Genomic DNA, 17404 nt, shown 5'->3' with positions numbered 1-17404 from the left:
GGGGCTCAGTTCGAATCGGTGCTGCTCTGACGGCGCACTTCGCCGATCAGCCACACGCCCATGAATCCAAGCGACGACACACCGAAGTAGATCAGCACCCACCGCAGAACCCGGTCAGGATCCGCAGCGGCGTTGGCGAGCAGCTCAGCGGTTTTGGTAAGCAGGTTGTCCATCAGTTCTGAAGATCGGGGATCAGCGTGAGTTGGCGGACCGGTGATTCTTCGCTGACGAAACCCCAGGCTTCAAAAACGGTGGGATCGGGATGCGTGATGCGCTGCTCCGTTCCATGGCGCTCCAGTTGGAACCCTTCGCTCGACATGCGTCGCATCAAACTGGCCGACTCTTCAAAGCGTGCAGCCATCGCCTCGAGGCTTGAGCAGTCAGCTGTGAGACCGGATTCACGCCAGGTGAAGTAGGTCATCCTGCCTTGCCACCCAAAAACGCGACTTTAAGGGATGTGAGCGGCGCGAAGCGTTCGTTCTGGATATCCAAAATCCACTGAGTACCGGTTATGTTGTTTAGGCCTCTTTTTATTAAGGTCACTGTGCTGTGGTCACTCTAAATTCTTAAAACGTCGGTCATTTTTGTGAATCAGCGTCAATCTTTATGAGAAGGATTGACTTTGTGAGGAGTGAACAAAGTTCAATCTCATTGGTGGGTGATCTGAATCGCTGCACCCTCGAGATCGCTTCGACATGAGGTTCCACAGGATTGGATCAAAGATCAGCGCTCAGGGACGCAGCACCAGTCCGAGGAGGACAAGCCCTGCTGTGACCAGCCAGAACGCGGGCACCACACTTCGCTCATCGGTGCCGCCCAGCTCAAAGTGGTGATGCAGCGGCGCCATGCGGAACAAGCGTCGCCCCTGACCATCAGCTCCTTTCGTGGCTTTGAACACCCAGACCTGGATGATCACTGAGAGGGATTCGGCGACGAAGACGCCTCCCATCACCAGCAGGGGCCAGAGGCTGTTGGACAACAGAGCCACACCGCTAAGGGCGGCTCCCATCGCCAGGGATCCCGTGTCGCCCATGAAGGCCCGAGCCGGATTTCGGTTGTGCACCAGAAACCCAAGCCATGCCCCGGCCATGGTCATGCAGAAGCCAGCCAAGGCGGGATCTCCGTTGTCTCCCCGGAGCATCAGTTGAAGTGCCAGACCGGTAAACACCAGTGCTCCGCAGCCGCTGGCCAAGCCATCCAGGCCATCGGTGAGGTTGGTGGCGTTGCTCTCCGCCAGAACGACAAACAGCCCCAGCGGCCAGATCAGAAGCCCTAAGGGCAGTTCAAGGCCAAAGGGCAGGGCAATGCTGCTGCTGATCCAGCCCTGCCAGGCAGCGATCGCCAGAAAGGCTGCGGCTGCCATGGCTTGCAGCAGCAATTTTCCTCGTGCCGTCAGGCCAGCATTGGTGTGTTTGGTGAGGCTGCTCCAGTCATCGATGCCGCCGATCAGCATGAACGCCAGGGTCAGGGCTGCCAGGCTGAGCAGTTGTTGTGACGCTACGGCGTCCCGAGTGATCAGGCTCCCGAGAATGACCCCGACGGGAACCACCAGAAGCCCCCCCATCGTTGGTGTTCCCGCCTTGCTCTGATGGGCTTTGGGGCCTTCCTCACGGATGAACTGCCCCATCTTCAAGCGCCGCAGAAGGGGAATGCCCAAGGCTGCAGTCGCTGTTGCGCAGACCGCTGAAATCAAGAGCGGCAGGCTCAGTTGCGCATTGGTGATCCACTTGTCGGCTGCAAAGCTGGTCATCAAGACCACCAGCATCAGCAAGCTGGCACTCAATGAGCCGTTCTCCCACCAAGGGCGGTGGTTCGAATCCGTGGATTGCAAAGCTGCACTGGACTGGTCGCTGGGACCCTAGGTGAGTCGCTCAGTGGCGACCAGTCAGTGCTTGAGGGACGTCAGTCCTCCCACTGCTCCTCGTTTTGCTCGTCATCCTTGTTGTAATCCTCTTTCTCACCCATGAGCGCGGAGAGTTCCTCCTCTTCGACGGTGCTCACCTCAGGTGAACCGGATTCTTCGTCGGCAACGAGACGGCCGCTGGTTTCCAGCCAGGACAGAAGGTCAGGCTCCTCACGCAGGGGCAGCACGGGTGCAGGGTCGCGGCGCCCGTAGCGGGTGAGGGACGGGTTGACGCTGTCCAGGGCGTTTGAATCAACCAGAGCGCTCATGCAGGGAGGGACGCGGGCCAATCAACCAAGATAGACCATGTGCTGTTTTTGACCCTCCACTGAACAAATCTGCGCTGCTCGTTCTTCTGTGGGGTCTGGCCCTGATCATCAGCTCTGGTCTGCATTGGTGGGGTTTGCAGCGGCCTGAACCGTTGCAGACCTCCTGGACCCTGGCGCTGCTGCTGGTCTTTGTTCCGGCTGCGGCGTTGGCTGCATGGTTGCTTGCGGCTTCTCCACAGGTGGCGGCCGGCGAGACGAGAGAATCAGACGATTGTGATCAGGAGACCCATTGATGGGCCGCGCCAAGAAGGTGGTACTCGCCTATTCCGGGGGAGTTGATACCAGTGTCTGCATCCCGTACCTCAAGCAGGAATGGGGTGTTGAGGATGTGATCACCTTTGCCGCTGATCTCGGCCAGGGCGATGAGCTGGAGCCGATTCGTCAGAAAGCGCTGGATGCGGGTGCCAGTCAGTCGCTCGTGGGAGATCTGATTGAGCCCTTCATCAAGGATTTCGCTTTTCCGGCGATTCGTGCCAACGCCCTCTACGAAGGCCGTTACCCCCTCTCCACGGCCCTGGCGAGGCCTTTGATCGCGAAGCGCCTGGTGGAGGTGGCCCGGGAAGTGGGTGCCGATGCTGTTGCCCATGGATGCACAGGCAAGGGCAATGATCAGGTGCGTTTCGATGTGGCCATCGCTGCGTTGGCACCGGACCTCAAGGTGCTCACCCCAGCCCGTGAGTGGGGCATGAGCCGTGAGGAGACCATCGCCTACGGCGAACGCTTTGGTCTGCCCGCACCGGTGAGCAAGAAGTCGCCTTACTCGATCGATCTCAATCTGCTGGGCCGCAGCATCGAAGCCGGACCCCTTGAAGACCCGATGGTGGCTCCGCCGGAGGAGGTGTTTGCGATGACGCGATCGGTGGAGGCGGCTCCGGATGCCTCTGAAGAGATCGAGATTGCCTTTGAAGCAGGCAATCCTGTGGCGATCAACGGTCAGCAGCTGGACCCGGTGGCCTTGATCCGTGAAGCCAACCGCCTGGCGGGCACCCATGGCATCGGCCGTCTCGACATGATCGAGAACCGTGTGGTGGGGATCAAATCCCGGGAGATCTACGAAACGCCTGGCCTTTTGCTGTTGATCCAGGCCCACCAGGAACTGGAAAGCCTGACCCTGGCCGCCGATGTGCTGCGCAGCAAGCGGCAATTGGAAATGCAGTGGGCCGATCTCGTCTACCAGGGCCTTTGGTTTGGCCCTCTCAAGGATGCTCTGGACGGCTTCATGGACCGCACCCAGACCACCGTCAATGGTGTCGTTCGTCTCCGGCTGCACAAGGGAACGGCCACGGTCACCGGCCGCGGTTCAGCCGACAGCAGCCTGTACGTCCCCGAAATGGCTTCTTACGGCAGTGAGGATCAGTTCGATCACCGCGCTGCAGAGGGCTTTATCTACGTCTGGGGTCTGCCGACCCGACTCTGGTCAGCATCCCAGCGCCGTTCAAGCTGAGCGCTGCCGCTTCTGCAGGAAGTTGAGAAGCCTCAGGCCCGGAAAACGCACAACGTTGTCCGGTTCTGAGCTTCCAGGCAGGGCTGGCTGAGGCCGTTCGATCCGGTCTTGATCAACCTGTTCAGCCAGCAGTTGATAACGCTCCATCAACGGCTCAAGCCGCTGTTGGAAACGTCGTTCAAAGACGTCCGGCAGTTCGGCCAGAAGCTCGTTGTAGGCCTCGATCTCGCCCTAGAGCTCGGAAATTCTCTGTTTCAGCAACCGAATCACTTCAGCGTCGCCATGACGCTCGTTCCAAACAGGTTCGGTTGGTTGAGGGTGGTCGTGTTTCGAATCCATGGGCGGACGGTATCGCCCACCCACGAATCCAACAATGCTGATCAGTCAGCTGATGCAGCGGCTTCGGCCTGTTGCTGTTGAGCAGCTTCGCTGCCCGGCATCACCCGAGGTGCGGGAAGGGGACCTTCCTGCTTCACGGTTAGATAGCGGATCACATCCTCACTGAGGCGCATTGCCTTCTCGAGAACAGCAACGTGCTGGCCATCGCCGTTGTGGCTCAGTTGCACGTAAATGCCTTCCTTGTGCTTCGCAATCGGATAGGCCAGACGGCGCTTGCCACGCATCTGGTTGTCCAGCACGTCGGCACCAGCTTCCACGAGCATGTCGCGATACTTGGTGAGATGGCTTTCAACTTCCTCCTCCGGAATGTCCGGACGAAGGATGTACATGGTTTCGTAATACGGATCGTGCGTCATGGGCAGCACCGAAGGGGCATCAGGCTCACCGAAGTGAGCGACGGATCCAACACCATATCCCCTGGCGTGCCCCTGAAGCTTCAGTAGAGCTGCATGCGCACGGCCTGGCTGATGCCGGGCAGATCCGGTTCGCGACCGCGCCAGCACTCCACCAGGGCGAACAGAAGGATCGCCAGCACCGCCACCACAACCGTGCTGGACAGGGTGCTCAGCAGCAGGCTGCCTCCGGCAATCGGTTGGAGAAGGATCCCAAACGCGAAGCTCAGCACAACGATGACGATGTCGGTGAGCAGGGCCTGCAGGGTGTTGAAGCGCAGGAAGTAGGGAACGGCCGGATTCCGCACCACCGCAAGAAACAGCACGAAGAACAGCAGCAGGCCACCGAAGGGAACCCCCCGATCCAATTGGATCAGCGGCACTGCAGGAACGATCAGCAGCCTCAGCAACGGGATCTGGTTGAACATGCCGTCAGCCCCGAGGCCAAAGGGAATGGCATCACTCCAGGGGAGCAGGTACACCAGCGGTGCAAGCAGCCGCTGCCAGAGGGGAATCTGCACGGTGGAGCTAGGGATTGTTTGGACCTTAGGTCGCAAGAGCAGTCGCGGCGGCGCTCCGCATCGCCTCGACAGGAACGTCATCGCGTCCACTCCAGAGCCGCAGCGAGGCAGCGCCCTGCTGCACCAGCATCTCAAGACCATCGATGCAGCGATGGCCCCGTTGTTGCCCAGCGGCGAGCCAGCTGGTGGGCTTTGGTGTGTAGATCAGGTCGTACAGCACCGCTTCTCCGTTCAGGTTTGTCCAGAGCTCGGCCCCCAGTGGCATCGCCTCGGGGTTACCGTGCTGGGCCATTCCCACCGGGGTGGTATTCACCACGAGAGCCGCTTGAGCCACGCTCTCGTTGAGCTGAACAGCGGTGTCGAGACAGGCCGTCAGGGGGGCGTGGCTCTGCTGCAGATCAGTGATGAAGGCTTGCAGTGCCTCGCTTCGCCGTCCAACAACGGTGATGCTGCTGAGGTTCAGGGTCTGCAGACCGGCGACCACGGCTCGAGCTGATCCGCCGCAGCCGATCACCACGGCATGGCGTCCTGCCCAGGTGTCGTTGGTACCGAGGGGTGCCAGAAAGCCCTCCACGTCGGTGTTGGTGCCGAACCAGCCACCGCCCGCTCCCGGAATCAGGGTGTTGACGGCACCGAGCCGTTTCGCCAGTGGGCTCAGCTCCTCGCAGAGCTCGGCGATGGCTTGTTTGTGGGGGATGGTGACGTTGAGGCCCTGGCAGCCAACGGCCCTGAGACCGTTCAACACCTGATCAAGGTTTTCGCTTGTGCAGGGCAGGGCCAGGTAGCGCCAGTTGAGCCCCATGCTTTCGATGGCGGCGTTCTGCATCACCGGCGAAAGCGAGTGGCGCACTGGATTGCCAAGCAGGCCCACAAGGCTGGTGTCGCCGTTGATCATTGCCAGGGCCGGATCGCTCCACCAGCCTGCCTGTTCGGGAACCACACCTCGCCTGTCACCGGGTCTCCTGTGGAGGATGAGCCCATTCAAATCATCATTTCTGGAGGTGGGCACCGATGGGCAAGGTTGTCGGCATTGACCTTGGCACCACGAACAGCTGTGTTTCCGTGATGGAGGGCGGCAAGCCCACCGTGATCGCGAACGCCGAGGGCTTCCGCACTACGCCCTCCGTGGTTGCTTACACCAAGAACCAGGATCAGCTGGTGGGTCAGATCGCCAAACGTCAGGCGGTGATGAACCCGGATAACACCTTCTATTCCGTCAAGCGTTTCATCGGCCGTCGGGTTGATGAGGTGAACGAGGAATCGAAAGAGGTGAGCTACGGCGTCGAAAAGGCCGGCTCCAACGTGAAGGTGAAGTGCCCGGTTCTCGACAAGCAATTCGCGCCTGAAGAGGTGTCCGCCCAGGTGCTGCGCAAGCTGGCCGAGGACGCCGGTAAGTACCTCGGTGAAACCGTCAGCCAAGCGGTGATTACCGTTCCCGCCTACTTCAACGACTCCCAGCGCCAGGCCACCAAGGACGCCGGCAAGATCGCTGGCCTCGAGGTGCTGCGCATCATCAACGAGCCCACCGCTGCGGCTCTGGCCTACGGCCTCGACAAGAAGAGCAACGAGCGCATCCTGGTCTTCGACCTGGGTGGCGGCACCTTCGACGTGTCCGTTCTGGAAGTTGGCGACGGCGTGTTTGAGGTGTTGTCCACCGCTGGTGACACGCACCTCGGTGGTGACGATTTCGACAAGGTGATCGTTGATCACCTGGCCGAGACCTTCAAATCCAACGAAGGCATCGATCTGCGTCAGGACAAGCAAGCCCTGCAACGCCTCACCGAAGCCGCTGAAAAAGCCAAGGTTGAGCTGTCCAACGCCACCCAGAGCGAGATCAACCTGCCGTTCATCACAGCCACGCCTGAGGGTCCCAAGCACCTGGATCTCACCCTCACCCGCGCCAAGTTCGAGGAACTGGCCTCCAAGCTGATCGACCGCTGCGCCATGCCTGTGGAGCAGGCGCTCAAGGACGCCAAGCTGTCCTCCGGCGAGCTGGACGAGATCGTGATGGTGGGTGGTTCCACCCGCATCCCGGCCGTGCTTGAACTGGTGAAGCGCATCACCGGCAAAGACCCCAACCAGACGGTGAACCCCGATGAAGTGGTGGCTGTCGGTGCTGCCATTCAGGGCGGTGTGCTGGCCGGCGAGGTGAAGGACATCCTTCTGCTCGACGTCACGCCCCTCTCCCTGGGTGTGGAAACCCTCGGCGGTGTGATGACCAAGATGATCACCCGCAACACCACGGTTCCCACCAAGAAGACCGAGACCTACTCCACGGCTGTGGATGGTCAGACCAACGTGGAAATCCACGTGCTCCAGGGTGAGCGCGAGATGGCATCCGACAACAAGTCGCTTGGAACCTTCCGTCTCGATGGCATTCCCCCGGCTCCCCGGGGCGTGCCTCAGATCGAAGTGACCTTCGATATCGACGCCAACGGCATCCTCAGCGTCACCGCCAAGGACAAGGGCAGCGGCAAGGAGCAGTCCATCTCGATCACCGGTGCGTCGACCCTCTCGGATTCCGAGGTCGACAAGATGGTCAAGGACGCCGAGGCCAACGCCAGTGCTGACAAGGAGAAGCGCGAAAAGATCGACCTCAAGAACCAGGCCGAAACCCTCGTCTACCAGGCTGAAAAGCAGATGGGAGAACTGGGCGACAAGGTTGATGCTGACGCCAAGGCGAAGCTGGAAGAGAAGCGCCTCAAGCTCAAGGAAGCCACCGAGAAGGACGACTACGACGCGATGAAGACCCTGCTGGAGGAACTGCAGCAGGAGCTCTACACCGTGGGCGCATCCGTCTATCAGCAAGAAGGGGCTGCAGCTGGTGCTGGTGCGCCTGGTGCTGACGCCGGTGCCGGAGCCAACGCCGGTGGTGGCGATGCCAGTGACGACGTCATCGACGCGGAGTTCACCGAGACCAAGTGAACGGGTGATTCCCTTACGCACTAGGGCCCTGAGGGGCCCTTTTTTTATGCCTGCTCAAGTGATCTCTGCTCGAGTTCAGCGGCGACCCACTCGGCGGTGCCAGGCGTGAGCAGAACGCCGTTGCGATAGTGCCCACTGGCCAGGATCAACCCGGGTTCCAGCTCTTCTAGCAGAGGGGCCGGGCGATCCACGGGCCGGGCCCGTAGGCCACTCCAATGGCCAACCACCTTGGCTGAGCGCAGCCACTCCGGTGCTCGCTCATTCAGGTTGCGCATCAGCGTCAGAGGATCCTCGGAAGCGCGATCGCCCGGTTCCACGGTGGCTCCGAGTAGCAATCGTCCGGGTGCGGTTGGAATCAGGTTGAAGCCCTGATCCACCAGCACCGAGGGCCAGTTGTTCCACGTTGTCGGACCCGTTGTCAGTTCCAGTGACAGGGCCTGGCCCAACACCGGTGTCATCGGTCGGGCCTGGCCCAGCGGTTCCAGCAAGACGTCCGAGCTCAGGGCCGTGCAGAGCACCACAAGCTTGTGAACGGAGCTGTCTCTATCGGCGCGATGCACATGCCAGTGGTTGTCGTTGCGCTCCAGATGGACCACCGCCGTGGCATTCAGCTCCACGCTTTGCTTTGCCAGCGCCTGTCGCAGGGCCCGTTGCAGTAGCAAGGGATCCACACGACCGTCGTGGCGCGAGTGCAGGCCACCGTGCCTGGCCGTCGGCCAGACCGCTGCCAGGTCGGCGTTGGTGACCATCTCCAGGCCCAGGTCAACGCGCTGGGCGGCCAGCGCTTCCATCCGCTTAGCCGCTTGTTCGTCCTCGGCGATTTGCAGTAAGCCCGGATGGAGTTTGAGCTCTGGTTGGTGAGCCTGCAGCGTTTCGATCCACTGCGGCCAGAGCTCCATGCTCCGGCGGCGCAGCCTCCAGCCCCGCCCGCTGCTGCGTCGAAACACGTGGCCCATCAGCACCCCGAGGGATGCAGAGGTTCCACTCAAATCGTTTGCTGATCCCTCGCGATCAACGCACTGGTTCAGGCGAGGGTCGTAAACAGAAACATCGTGCCCTTGCTGGGCCAGATGCCAGGCGGTGCCGAGGCCGATGGCCCCGGCACCAATCACTCCAATGGAGCGGTTCAGTTGAAGGCCTCTGCGGGGATCAGATCGCTGTAGGCATCAAATCCGGCAGCCACGGCGCTGTAGGACTTCTGCAGACGGCTGAAGTCCTGCAGGCGTGCCGCTTCATCCAGATCAGCCAGAGCTTCTTTCAGGGAGCGGGCCACCTTGGTGGCTTCCTTACGCTCGCTCTTGTCGAGGCGCTGATTGATGTAAAGCATTTCCCGGCTCACTTCCTGCATGGGGCCATGCAGGAGGTTGCGGGTGAATACCCAATCCTTTTCACTCACCAGCCGGGCCAGATCAGGCAGACGGGACTTTGCGTCTTCAAAGGCTGCGGCCTGGCGGCGGATCACGCCCAGGTCGTCAGGACTGATGCCGGCAGCATTGGCAGCAGCCGGGGCCATCAGACCCAGGCTCAAAGCGACGCAGAGGCAGAACGCGGCAAGGCGGCTCAGAGCCTTCAGCATGGTGATCGAAAATTTCCCTGCGACTTTAACCAGCCCCTCCTGCGCGGGAGAATTTTGTTTTTCAAAGCGTTGTTGTGAGTGACGCCACCGTCATCCTTCAGATGATCTGCCCCGATCGGCCGGGCTTGGTCAGCGAATTGGCGGGTTGGGTGGCGGCCAACGGCGGCAGCATTTGTCATGCCGATCACCACACGGATGCGGGGGCTGGGTTGTTTCTCAGCCGGATTGAGTGGCAGCTCCATGGATTCGGCATTCCCCGCGATGTGCTTCCTGAAGCGGCTCAGGCTCTGGGACAGCGGCTTGGTGGCGAAGCGCAGCTTCACTTCTCAGACGAGTATCCGCGTGTGGCGATTTTTGCCAGCAAGCAGAGCCACTGCCTGCAGGATCTGCTCTGGCGGGTTCAAAGCGAGGAGCTGCCGATGCAGGTTCCCCTGGTCATCGCCAACCATCCGGATCTGGAACCCCTGTGTGCATCCTTTGAGATTCCGTTTGTTTGTGTTCCCGTCAGTCGGGACACCAAAGCGGAAGCGGAGCAGCGGATCCTGGAGCTGCTTGAACAGAACAAGGTTGAACTTGCGGTGCTGGCCAAATACATGCAAGTGCTGAGCAGTGATTTCCTCGAGCGTTTCCCCCAGGTGATCAACATCCACCATTCGTTTCTGCCAGCGTTCAAGGGTGCTCAGCCGTACCACCGGGCCTGGGATCGTGGGGTCAAGCTCATCGGCGCTACAGCCCACTACGTCACCGAAGATCTGGATGACGGCCCGATCATTGAGCAAACCACCGTTTCCGTCAGCCATCGGGACGAAGTGGAGGATCTGATCCGCAAGGGCCGTGACACGGAACGCCTTGCCTTGGCGCGGGCCCTTCGCTTGCATCTGCGCCGTCAGGTGATGGTCTATCGCGGGCGTACCGCTGTTTTTGCATGACGGCACGTCTGTACGCATGGCTGAGAGGCGACTGTCCGGTCGCCGCATCCCCCTGGGGTTGGTGCTTGTTTCAGCTCGGACTGCTGTTGCTTCCCTCGTCGGTGTTGCTGGCAAGCCTGCTGTTTGTGCCGGCCTTGGTCCTGGGCAGCCTCCGTCGTGAATGCGCCTACTGGCATGACCGCTGGAACTGGCCGCTTCTGTTGGCTGGCGGGCTCATGTTGCTCGGCTGTTTCAGCGCCTTGCGTGCTGACCTGGCTTGGGCAGGTCTGGCTAATTGGCTTCCTTTCTTTTGGGGATTCTGGGGGTTCCAGCCCTATGTGGCGGAGGCGGGGGCGCGCCGCCGAACGGCGCTCTGGATGGTGGCGGGCACGGTGCCTGTTGTGGTGACTGGATTGGGTCAGTTGTGGTTGGGTTGGCAGGGCCCCTGGCAGTTCTTGGGGGGCCTGGTGATCTGGTTCATGGCTCCTGGAGGTGAGCCGGAGGGCCGGCTGTCGGGTTTGTTCGATTACGCCAACATCGCCGCGGCCTGGTTGGCGCTGGTGTGGCCGTTGATGCTGGCGGCCCTGGTGCAACCCGGACTCGATCGCCGTCGTCGGAGTGTTGTGCTGATCCTGGCTGTCGCTTTGGTGACGGCTCTCGTGCTCACGGAGTCCCGCAACGGCTGGGGCGCGTTGGTGCTGGCGTTGCCCCTGGTGCTTGGACATGTGAGTTGGCCCTGGTTGCTACCCCTGTTGGCCCTGGGATTGATCCCTGTTCTGCTGGCGGTGTGGCCCGGTGTCCCGGAGCTGCTCCAGGACCCTGCCCGGGCATTGGTGCCTGAGTCGGTGTGGTCACGGCTCAGCGACAGCCGCTATGCGGGGGAGCGTGTCTTGGCCTCTACCCGTCTCAGTCAGTGGGGTGTGGCTTTGCAGTTAATCGCTGAACGCCCATGGCTGGGCTGGGGTGCTGCCGCTTTTTCTGTGCTGTACCCCTTGCGCACGGGCAAATGGCATGGCCATTCCCACAACCTGCCATTGGAGCTGGCGGTCAGCAGTGGGGTGCCGGCGGCGCTTGCGCTGGTGGGTCTGGTGCTGGTGTTGTTGATCGTCTCCTTGCGCTGCAGCCGCATGGGTTTGTTTGATCGTGCTTGGTGGGCTGCGGTGCTGGTGCTGGTGGTGCTTCACGGCACTGATATGCCGTTCTTTGACAGCCGCATAAACATTGCCGGTTGGATTCTGTTGGCCGGACTGCGCAGTTGGATTCGGCAGACCGAGACGGCAGCGTTCAGCCCAGGTTGAGGGCCTCTTGCCTGTGTTCCTGCAGCTTCTCCTGACTCAAGGGGCCATCGAGATGGCACCAGGGCAACACCGTGTCAGAGGCCCACTCGTCGTGCACCACGCTCTCCCAACTGGGAGGCAGCGGTAAGACAACGCCTGCGCTGCGGGCTTCAGGAAGTTCACCGGCCAGGGCCGCTCGGTAGGCCTTTTTCCAACCCCCCAGGCTTTCCTGGGAGCCGCGCACCGCAGCGATCACGGGGGCCAGGCGCCGGTCGCTTCGAGACAGCAGGGCCTGAATCACGCTCCAGCCATAGCTTTCCGGGCGCAGATCAATGCCTTTGGGTTTGAGACGTTTCGCCAGCAGCTTCAGGCGTTTTTCCGCTTCAGGGCGTACCCCTTGCCATTGGAACGGGGTGTGCGCCTTCGGCACAAAGGTGCTCACCCCCAAGGTGAAGCGCAGCCCAGGGGTGCCTTTCTTAAGGCTCAGCAGCAGCGCTGCGGTGCTTTCCACATCGTCGTTGTCTTCACAGGGAAGTCCCACCATTCCGTAGAGCTTCAAGGCCTTGAGGCCACCTTGCTTGGCATGGCGGGCGGCGGCTTCGATTTCTTCGCCGCTGAGCTTTTTGTTCACCACGCGGCGCATGCGCTCGCTGCCGCTTTCGATCGCGATGGTGAGGGATTTGCTGCCTCGTCCTGCCAACACTGCAGCCAGCTTCGGAGTGACCGTTGCGGCCCGCACGGAACTAACACTGACGCGTAGGTCATCGAAACGATCTTGGGCTAGCCAATGCAGTAGATCGCCGAACTGGGGGTGCTGGGTTACGGACGCTCCCAGCAGCCCGAGGCGTTTGGTGGCTTTAAGGCCTTTTTCCACGGCCGGGATCAGCCCGTCATCCAACGACGGTGTTCGGAACGGCAGGGTCAGATAGCTGGCCAGGCAAAAGCGGCACAGTTCCGGGCAGCTGCGCACCACTTCCACCATGTGGATGTCAGGCCAAGCCGCTTCCGGCGTGATCACCGTCGAGTGGCTGAGGCTGTTGCCGCGCCATGTCTGTTTGGCCACCCGTTCTGGAAGAGTTGCATCCACCGGTGCCACCCCCAAAAGGGTGCCGTCCGCTGCATAGCGGGGTGCATGGAGCTCAGGCACGTAGATCCCCGGCACCCGGGCCAGATGCTGCAGTTGTTCGGCTCGGGGTTGGCCCTTCACGCTCTGAAGGGCATCGATAAAGGCGGGCAGCAGATCCTCGCCATCGCCCAGCAGCACGACATCAAAAAATGGTGCAAGGGGCTCGGGATTGGCGGTCAGTACAGGTCCGCCACCAAACACGATTGGATGCTCGTCGGTGCGCGCGTGGCTCCAGATCGGGATGCGCTGCTGTTCCAGCAGATCGAGCAGGACTGGTCCGTCGAGTTCCCAGCTGAGAGAAAGCCCAAATAGGTCGCAGTGCCTGTGGGGTGGATCTCCTTGATCAGTGAAGAGCCGGCGCACGTCGACGTCGGACCGCATCGCCAGCGTGGACCAGACGATCTGATAACCGAGGCTGGTGATGCCCACGGTGTAGGTGCTGGGAAAGGCCAGCACCGTGCGCAGGGCTCCGGGTTCCGGTGTGGCCGGATCGAACAGCAGCGTTTCCTGGTTCAGCTGGGGCCTCCTGTTGGGCCTGATGGTGGGGTTGGCGGCGTGAACGGACGTCTGTAGCGATTGAGCTTCATGGCCATCCGATCTTCAGCGTCGAGTTCCATGGCCATCTGACGCTCGTAGATCGAGTGGGGGTGGAATAGTCGGGCGATCACAAAGCTGGTGAGACAGGCCACCAGGATCGGTTTGAGGATCAGCAGATCCTTGGTGAGGGCAAAGGCCAGGAACATCGCCGAGATTGGCGTGCGGGAACAGCCTGCAACGAAGGCGCCCATTCCCGCGAACACATAGGTGGTGGGCACATGGCCGGTGAGGGCCTCAACACCGGAACCACCGGCCAGGCCAATGGCCCCTCCCAGCGTCAGCATCGGCATGAACAGTCCCCCTGGCGCTCCTGAGCCCGCCGCCAGTCCGGTGCTGAAGAAGAGCACCACAAAGCTGGCGAGGGCCAGGCTGATATCAGCCTTGCCGGCTCCAATCAGGTGCTTCAGTTCGCTGGGGTTATGGAAGGCATCCGGCAGGGCTGCATAGACGCAGCCCAGCACGAGCCCGCTCACGGTCATGCGCAGGATCAGACGGTCTCCGAACCAACAGTTGCCCTGCCGCTGCATGGTGAGCACGTAGCGGGTGTAAAGCTCCGCCAGCACACCGATCACCACACCGAGAGCCACCAGATACAGCAGATCCACCGGCAGGAAGCGCACCAGGGGGGTGTACTCCCGTTCCAGTTGAAACCCGATGGTGCTGTTGAGCCCGCCGCCCCCGGGGTTGAGGCCGAGAAAGCCCAGCACATCCGCCAGGGTGTCGGCCGAGAAGGTGGTGATGATCACCAGCAGCAGCACCACGGGCCTGGCGGAGTGGAGCAGCTCCTCGATCGCGTAGATGAATCCACCGATGGGAGCACTGAACACGGCGGCAATACCGGCACCACCACCGGCGGCCACAATCACCCGGCGAAAGGCCACCGGTGCCCGCAGCCAGCGGGACATCTGCCAGGCCACGGAGCCGCCCATCTGAACGGCGGGGCCTTCCGGGCCCAGGGGGAAACCAGAGCCGATGGCAATGATGCCGGCCACCAGTTTCACCAGGCCCACCCGAAGCCCCATCGGAACCGATCGGTGGCGCAGGAAGCCCATGATGTGGGTGATCCCGGCTCCGCCAGCGGCTGGAGACAGGTTGGTGATCAACCAGGCCGAGACCATGCCGCCGATGGCGCCGAGGGCGGGGAGTACCACCCAGGCTGGAAATTCATCGAGCAGGTCGAGCCGCCAATCCCGCAGCAGGTTGATGCCGCTGGTGAACAGCAGGCCGGTGATGGCAGCCCCAAGGCCTGTTAGCGCCAGAGCCAGAACCACCACCAGCCAGCGGCGTTCCAACAACCTCCTGATGCTCCGGCTGGAGCCCAGGAGGTGGCGTCGTTGCTTGGGTTCGCTCAGGGATGGCACAGATGAGGTGATCCGGAATCAGGCCTGAGCCAGAACGGTTGCTTCGTCGTCAGCACTGACCACGCGCCCCTGGTCTTCAAAGCCGCTGATCTGATCGAAGTTCAGGTAGCGGTAGAGCTCGTCGGAGAGGGGATCGATCTTCTCGGCCGCAATGCTGCGGTATTCCTCCGGGGTGGGAATGCGTCCCAGCTGGGCGCAGACGGCGGCCAGTTCGGCACTGCCCAGGTACACCTGAGCACCCTTGCCCAGGCGGTTGTTGAAGTTGCGGGTGCTGGTGGAGAACACGGTGGTGTTGTCCTCCACGCGGGCTTGGTTGCCCATGCAGAGAGAGCAACCCGGCATCTCCATGCGGGACCCGGCGGCCTCGAAGGTGGCGTAGTAGCCCTCCTCTTTGAGGGTCTCTTCGTCCATCCGCGTTGGGGGACAGACCCACAGGCGCGCCGTGTTCTGGCCGGCGCCTTCCAGCACCTTGGCCGCGGCGCGGTAGTGGCCGATGTTGGTCATGCAGGAGCCGATGAACACCTCCTGCACAGGGTCACCAGCCACCTCGCTGAGCAGCTTCACGTTGTCGGGATCGTTGGGGCAGGCCACCACCGGTTCGGTGAGCTCGTCGAGGTTGATCTCCAGCACTTCCGCGTACTCCGCGTCTGCGTCAGCACTCATCAGCTGGGGATTCGCCAGCCAGGCCTCCATCTCCTTGATCCGGCGGGCCAGGGTGCGGGCGTCGCTGTAGCCGCGGGCAATCATGTTCTTCAGCAGCGCTACGTTGCTGCGCAGGTATTCGCTCACCGTGTCTTCGGAGAGCTTGATCGTGCAGCCGGCGCAGGAGCGTTCGGCGCTGGCATCGGTGAGTTCGAAGGCCTGTTCCAGCTTCAGGTCGGGTAGACCTTCGATCTCCATGATCCGGCCGTTGAACAGGTTCTTCTTGTTGGCCTTTTCAACGGTGAGCAGTCCCCGATGAATGGCCACCCAGGGGATAGCGTTCACCACGTCCCGGAGCGTGACGCCCGGTTGCAGGGATCCGCTGAAGCGCACCAGCACCGATTCAGGCATGTCCAGTGGCATGGCGCCGATGGCGGCTGCAAAGGCCACCACCCCAGAGCCGCCTGGGAAGGAAATGCCGAGGGGGAAGCGGGTGTGGCTATCGCCGCCGGTGCCGACGGTGTCGGGCAGAAGCATCCGGTTCAGCCAGCTGTGGATGATGCCGTCACCGGGCCGAAGGGCCACGCCACCGCGCTGGGCGAAGAAGTCGGGCAGTTCGTTCTGGGTTTGCAGATCCACCGGCTTCGGATAGGCGGCGGTGTGGCAGAAGCTCTGCATCACCAGGTCGGAGGAGAAGCCCAGGCAGGCCAGTTCCTTCATCTCGTCCCGCGTCATCGGGCCGGTGGTGTCCTGGGAGCCGACGGTGGTCATCAGCGGTTCGCAGCTGGTGCCGGGTCGGACGCCTGCAAGACCGCAGGCCTTGCCCACCATCTTCTGCGCCAAGGTGAAGCCCTTGCCGGTGTCTGCCGGGGCTGAGGGGCGGATGAACAGATCCGAAGGAGTGAGGCCAAGCTTGGCGCGCACCTTGTCGGTGAGGGCGCGACCGATCATCAGAGGGATGCGACCGCCGGCCCGCACCTCGTCGCTGATCGTGGTGGGCTTCAGCTCGAACCGACTCACCACCTTGCCGTCCCGTTCGATCGTGCCGGCGTGGGGGCGAATGGTGATTACATCACCGGTGTTCAGGTCGGTGACATCGCATTCGATCGGCAGGGCACCGGAGTCTTCAGCGGTGTTGAAGAAGATCGGGGCGATCTTGCCGCCGAGGATCACGCCGCCCGCCCGTTTGTTGGGTACATGGGGGATGTCATTGCCGGTGTGCCAGAGCACCGAATTGATGGCGCTCTTGCGGGAGCTGCCGGTTCCCACCACATCACCGACGTAAGCCACGGGATGGCCTTTCTCTTTCAGGCTCGCGATGGTCTTCAGGCCCTCCGGATCGCGGGTCTCGAGCATCGCCAGGGCATGGACGGGGATGTCCGGCCGGGTGGTGGCGTGGGTGGCCGGTGACAGATCGTCCGTGTTGGTTTCGCCTTCAACCTTGAACACCGTCACGGTGATGCTCTCGGCCAGTTCGGGTTTGGCGGTGAACCACTCGGCTGCGGCCCAGCTGTCCACAACTTGCTTGGCAAAGCGGTTGTCCGCCGCCAGATCCATCACTTCGTTGAAGGCGTCGTAGACGAGCAGCGTTCGGCTGAGTCCCTCAGCAGCACAGCCAGCCAGCGCAGCGTCGGAGTGCTTCAGCAGCTCAATCAGAGCGGCGACGTTGTATCCCCCCACCATCGTTCCCAGAAGACGGGTGGCCTCCAGTGCTGACACCAGGGGGCTCTTGGCGTCTCCCTGAGCCACGGCACTGAGCCAGGTGGCCTTCACGTAAGCCGCTTCATCCACACCCGGGGGGATCCGCTCGCTGAGCAGGTGCAGCAGGAACTCCTCCTCGCCGGCGGGAGGGTTCTGCAGCAATTCGGTCAGTCCCTGTGTCTGCTCGGCGTTGAGCGGAAGAGCGGGAACGCCCTGGGCTTCCCGGGCGGCGGCCAGCTCGCGGTACGCGCTCAGCATGGAGATCTCTGTTCAGGGATGACCACTATTCTTCCGGACCGTGTC

Annotated in this window: 18 protein-coding genes; 5 read left to right on the top strand and 13 right to left on the bottom strand. The window is 62.0% G+C overall.

The annotated features are described in order from the left end of the window. Nucleotides 1–5 precede the first annotated feature (5 nt). From DXY33_RS12130 to DXY33_RS01275, 4 genes are all read right to left on the bottom strand, one after another. A complete protein-coding gene (locus DXY33_RS12130; protein WP_170950891.1) occupies nt 6–173 on the bottom strand; it encodes a hypothetical protein in 168 nt (55 codons plus the stop codon). Further along, complete coding sequence (locus DXY33_RS01285; RefSeq protein WP_115094718.1) at nt 173–421, bottom strand: hypothetical protein; 249 nt, start codon at nt 419–421, stop codon at nt 173–175. The genes DXY33_RS12130 and DXY33_RS01285 overlap by 1 nt, the downstream gene beginning before the upstream one ends. 309 nt (nt 422–730) lie before the next feature. Further along, nucleotides 731–1765 carry a phospho-N-acetylmuramoyl-pentapeptide-transferase gene (gene mraY / locus DXY33_RS01280; RefSeq protein WP_244275833.1) on the bottom strand — a complete coding sequence of 345 codons (1035 nt, stop codon included), beginning with the start codon at nt 1763–1765 and terminating at the stop codon, nt 731–733. Nucleotides 1766–1902: 137 nt separating this feature from the next. After that, nucleotides 1903–2172, bottom strand: coding sequence for a DUF3134 domain-containing protein (locus DXY33_RS01275; protein WP_114988803.1), 270 nt, complete (start codon nt 2170–2172; stop codon nt 1903–1905). A 152-nt stretch (nt 2173–2324) separates the two neighbouring features. On the opposite strand from DXY33_RS01275, the gene DXY33_RS12125 reads away from it, so the two are divergent. Both DXY33_RS12125 and DXY33_RS01270 read left to right on the top strand, forming a co-directional pair. After that, nucleotides 2325–2465: a hypothetical protein gene (locus DXY33_RS12125; RefSeq protein WP_170950881.1), complete on the top strand. Its 141-nt coding sequence runs from the start codon at nt 2325–2327 to the stop codon at nt 2463–2465. Beyond that, complete coding sequence (locus DXY33_RS01270) at nt 2465–3676, top strand: argininosuccinate synthase (RefSeq protein ID WP_114988802.1); 1212 nt, start codon at nt 2465–2467, stop codon at nt 3674–3676. The genes DXY33_RS12125 and DXY33_RS01270 overlap by 1 nt, the downstream gene beginning before the upstream one ends. Here the strand turns inward: DXY33_RS01270 and DXY33_RS12120 are convergent. The 4 genes from DXY33_RS12120 to DXY33_RS01255 form a co-directional block, all read right to left on the bottom strand. Further along, nucleotides 3668–3823 (bottom strand): hypothetical protein, encoded by a 156-nt coding sequence (locus tag DXY33_RS12120; protein ID WP_170950890.1) that lies wholly within the window; start codon nt 3821–3823, stop codon nt 3668–3670. The two genes, DXY33_RS01270 and DXY33_RS12120, sit on opposite strands and share 9 nt — an antisense overlap. Nucleotides 3824–4056: 233 nt before the next feature. Then, nucleotides 4057–4431 (bottom strand): 30S ribosomal protein S6, encoded by a 375-nt coding sequence (gene rpsF, locus DXY33_RS01265; RefSeq protein ID WP_114988800.1) that lies wholly within the window; start codon nt 4429–4431, stop codon nt 4057–4059. Nucleotides 4432–4511: 80 nt separating this feature from the next. Beyond that, nucleotides 4512–5024, bottom strand: a complete 513-nt coding sequence (locus DXY33_RS01260) for a Tic20 family protein (RefSeq protein WP_115131413.1) — start codon at nt 5022–5024, stop codon at nt 4512–4514. Continuing rightward, a complete protein-coding gene (locus tag DXY33_RS01255; protein WP_115131644.1) occupies nt 5014–5883 on the bottom strand; it encodes a shikimate dehydrogenase in 870 nt (289 codons plus the stop codon). The genes DXY33_RS01260 and DXY33_RS01255 overlap by 11 nt, the downstream gene beginning before the upstream one ends. Nucleotides 5884–5999: 116 nt before the next feature. Between DXY33_RS01255 and dnaK the strand changes: the two genes are divergently transcribed. Continuing rightward, nucleotides 6000–7913 (top strand): molecular chaperone DnaK, encoded by a 1914-nt coding sequence (gene dnaK, locus DXY33_RS01250; protein WP_114988798.1) that lies wholly within the window; start codon nt 6000–6002, stop codon nt 7911–7913. A gap of 44 nt (nt 7914–7957) precedes the next feature. Here dnaK and DXY33_RS01245 read toward each other — a convergent pair whose 3' ends face one another. Continuing rightward, complete coding sequence (locus tag DXY33_RS01245) at nt 7958–9025, bottom strand: FAD-binding oxidoreductase (RefSeq protein ID WP_115131412.1); 1068 nt, start codon at nt 9023–9025, stop codon at nt 7958–7960. A gap of 14 nt (nt 9026–9039) precedes the next feature. Beyond that, complete coding sequence (gene psbQ, locus DXY33_RS01240) at nt 9040–9489, bottom strand: photosystem II protein PsbQ (RefSeq protein WP_115081364.1); 450 nt, start codon at nt 9487–9489, stop codon at nt 9040–9042. A 74-nt stretch (nt 9490–9563) separates the two neighbouring features. On the opposite strand from psbQ, the gene purU reads away from it, so the two are divergent. Both purU and DXY33_RS01230 read left to right on the top strand, forming a co-directional pair. Then, the gene (gene purU / locus DXY33_RS01235) at nt 9564–10418 is read left to right on the top strand and encodes a formyltetrahydrofolate deformylase (RefSeq protein ID WP_115131411.1); all 855 of its coding nucleotides are present in this window, start codon (nt 9564–9566) and stop codon (nt 10416–10418) included. After that, complete coding sequence (locus tag DXY33_RS01230) at nt 10415–11695, top strand: O-antigen ligase (RefSeq protein ID WP_115131410.1); 1281 nt, start codon at nt 10415–10417, stop codon at nt 11693–11695. Before purU ends, DXY33_RS01230 begins: the two co-directional genes overlap by 4 nt. Here DXY33_RS01230 and DXY33_RS01225 read toward each other — a convergent pair. From DXY33_RS01225 to acnB, 3 genes are read right to left on the bottom strand one after another with little or no spacing between them, the layout of a single operon-like run. Then, nucleotides 11682–13256: a radical SAM protein gene (locus DXY33_RS01225; protein ID WP_115131409.1), complete on the bottom strand. Its 1575-nt coding sequence runs from the start codon at nt 13254–13256 to the stop codon at nt 11682–11684. The two genes, DXY33_RS01230 and DXY33_RS01225, sit on opposite strands and share 14 nt — an antisense overlap. 56 nt (nt 13257–13312) lie before the next feature. Next, complete coding sequence (locus tag DXY33_RS01220) at nt 13313–14758, bottom strand: ClC family H(+)/Cl(-) exchange transporter (protein ID WP_115131408.1); 1446 nt, start codon at nt 14756–14758, stop codon at nt 13313–13315. A gap of 18 nt (nt 14759–14776) precedes the next feature. Beyond that, nucleotides 14777–17359 (bottom strand): bifunctional aconitate hydratase 2/2-methylisocitrate dehydratase, encoded by a 2583-nt coding sequence (gene acnB, locus DXY33_RS01215; RefSeq protein WP_115131407.1) that lies wholly within the window; start codon nt 17357–17359, stop codon nt 14777–14779. Between the last annotated feature and the right edge of the window lie 45 nt (nt 17360–17404).

Origin of the sequence: Synechococcus sp. N26, assembly GCF_900473975.1 — a bacterium.
GTDB lineage: Bacteria > Cyanobacteriota > Cyanobacteriia > PCC-6307 > Cyanobiaceae > Parasynechococcus.
This window is presented reverse-complemented; position numbering and strand designations above follow the sequence as displayed.

Excerpts from the sequence above, each read along its gene's own strand:
- acnB (WP_115131407.1), bottom strand. The coding sequence starts at position 17,359 with ATGCTGAGCGCGTACCGCGAGCTGGCCGCCGCCCGGGAAGCCCAGGGC.
- DXY33_RS01255 (WP_115131644.1), bottom strand. The coding sequence starts at position 5,883 with ATGATCAACGGCGACACCAGCCTTGTGGGCCTGCTTGGCAATCCAGTG.
- DXY33_RS01230 (WP_115131410.1), top strand. The coding sequence starts at position 10,415 with ATGACGGCACGTCTGTACGCATGGCTGAGAGGCGACTGTCCGGTCGCC.
- DXY33_RS01285 (WP_115094718.1), bottom strand. The coding sequence starts at position 421 with ATGACCTACTTCACCTGGCGTGAATCCGGTCTCACAGCTGACTGCTCA.
- mraY (WP_244275833.1), bottom strand. The coding sequence starts at position 1,765 with ATGCTGGTGGTCTTGATGACCAGCTTTGCAGCCGACAAGTGGATCACC.
- rpsF (WP_114988800.1), bottom strand. The coding sequence starts at position 4,431 with ATGACGCACGATCCGTATTACGAAACCATGTACATCCTTCGTCCGGAC.
- dnaK (WP_114988798.1), top strand. The coding sequence starts at position 6,000 with ATGGGCAAGGTTGTCGGCATTGACCTTGGCACCACGAACAGCTGTGTT.
- DXY33_RS01270 (WP_114988802.1), top strand. The coding sequence starts at position 2,465 with ATGGGCCGCGCCAAGAAGGTGGTACTCGCCTATTCCGGGGGAGTTGAT.
- DXY33_RS01275 (WP_114988803.1), bottom strand. The coding sequence starts at position 2,172 with ATGAGCGCTCTGGTTGATTCAAACGCCCTGGACAGCGTCAACCCGTCC.
- psbQ (WP_115081364.1), bottom strand. The coding sequence starts at position 9,489 with ATGCTGAAGGCTCTGAGCCGCCTTGCCGCGTTCTGCCTCTGCGTCGCT.
- DXY33_RS12130 (WP_170950891.1), bottom strand. The coding sequence starts at position 173 with ATGGACAACCTGCTTACCAAAACCGCTGAGCTGCTCGCCAACGCCGCT.
- DXY33_RS12120 (WP_170950890.1), bottom strand. The coding sequence starts at position 3,823 with ATGGAGCGTTATCAACTGCTGGCTGAACAGGTTGATCAAGACCGGATC.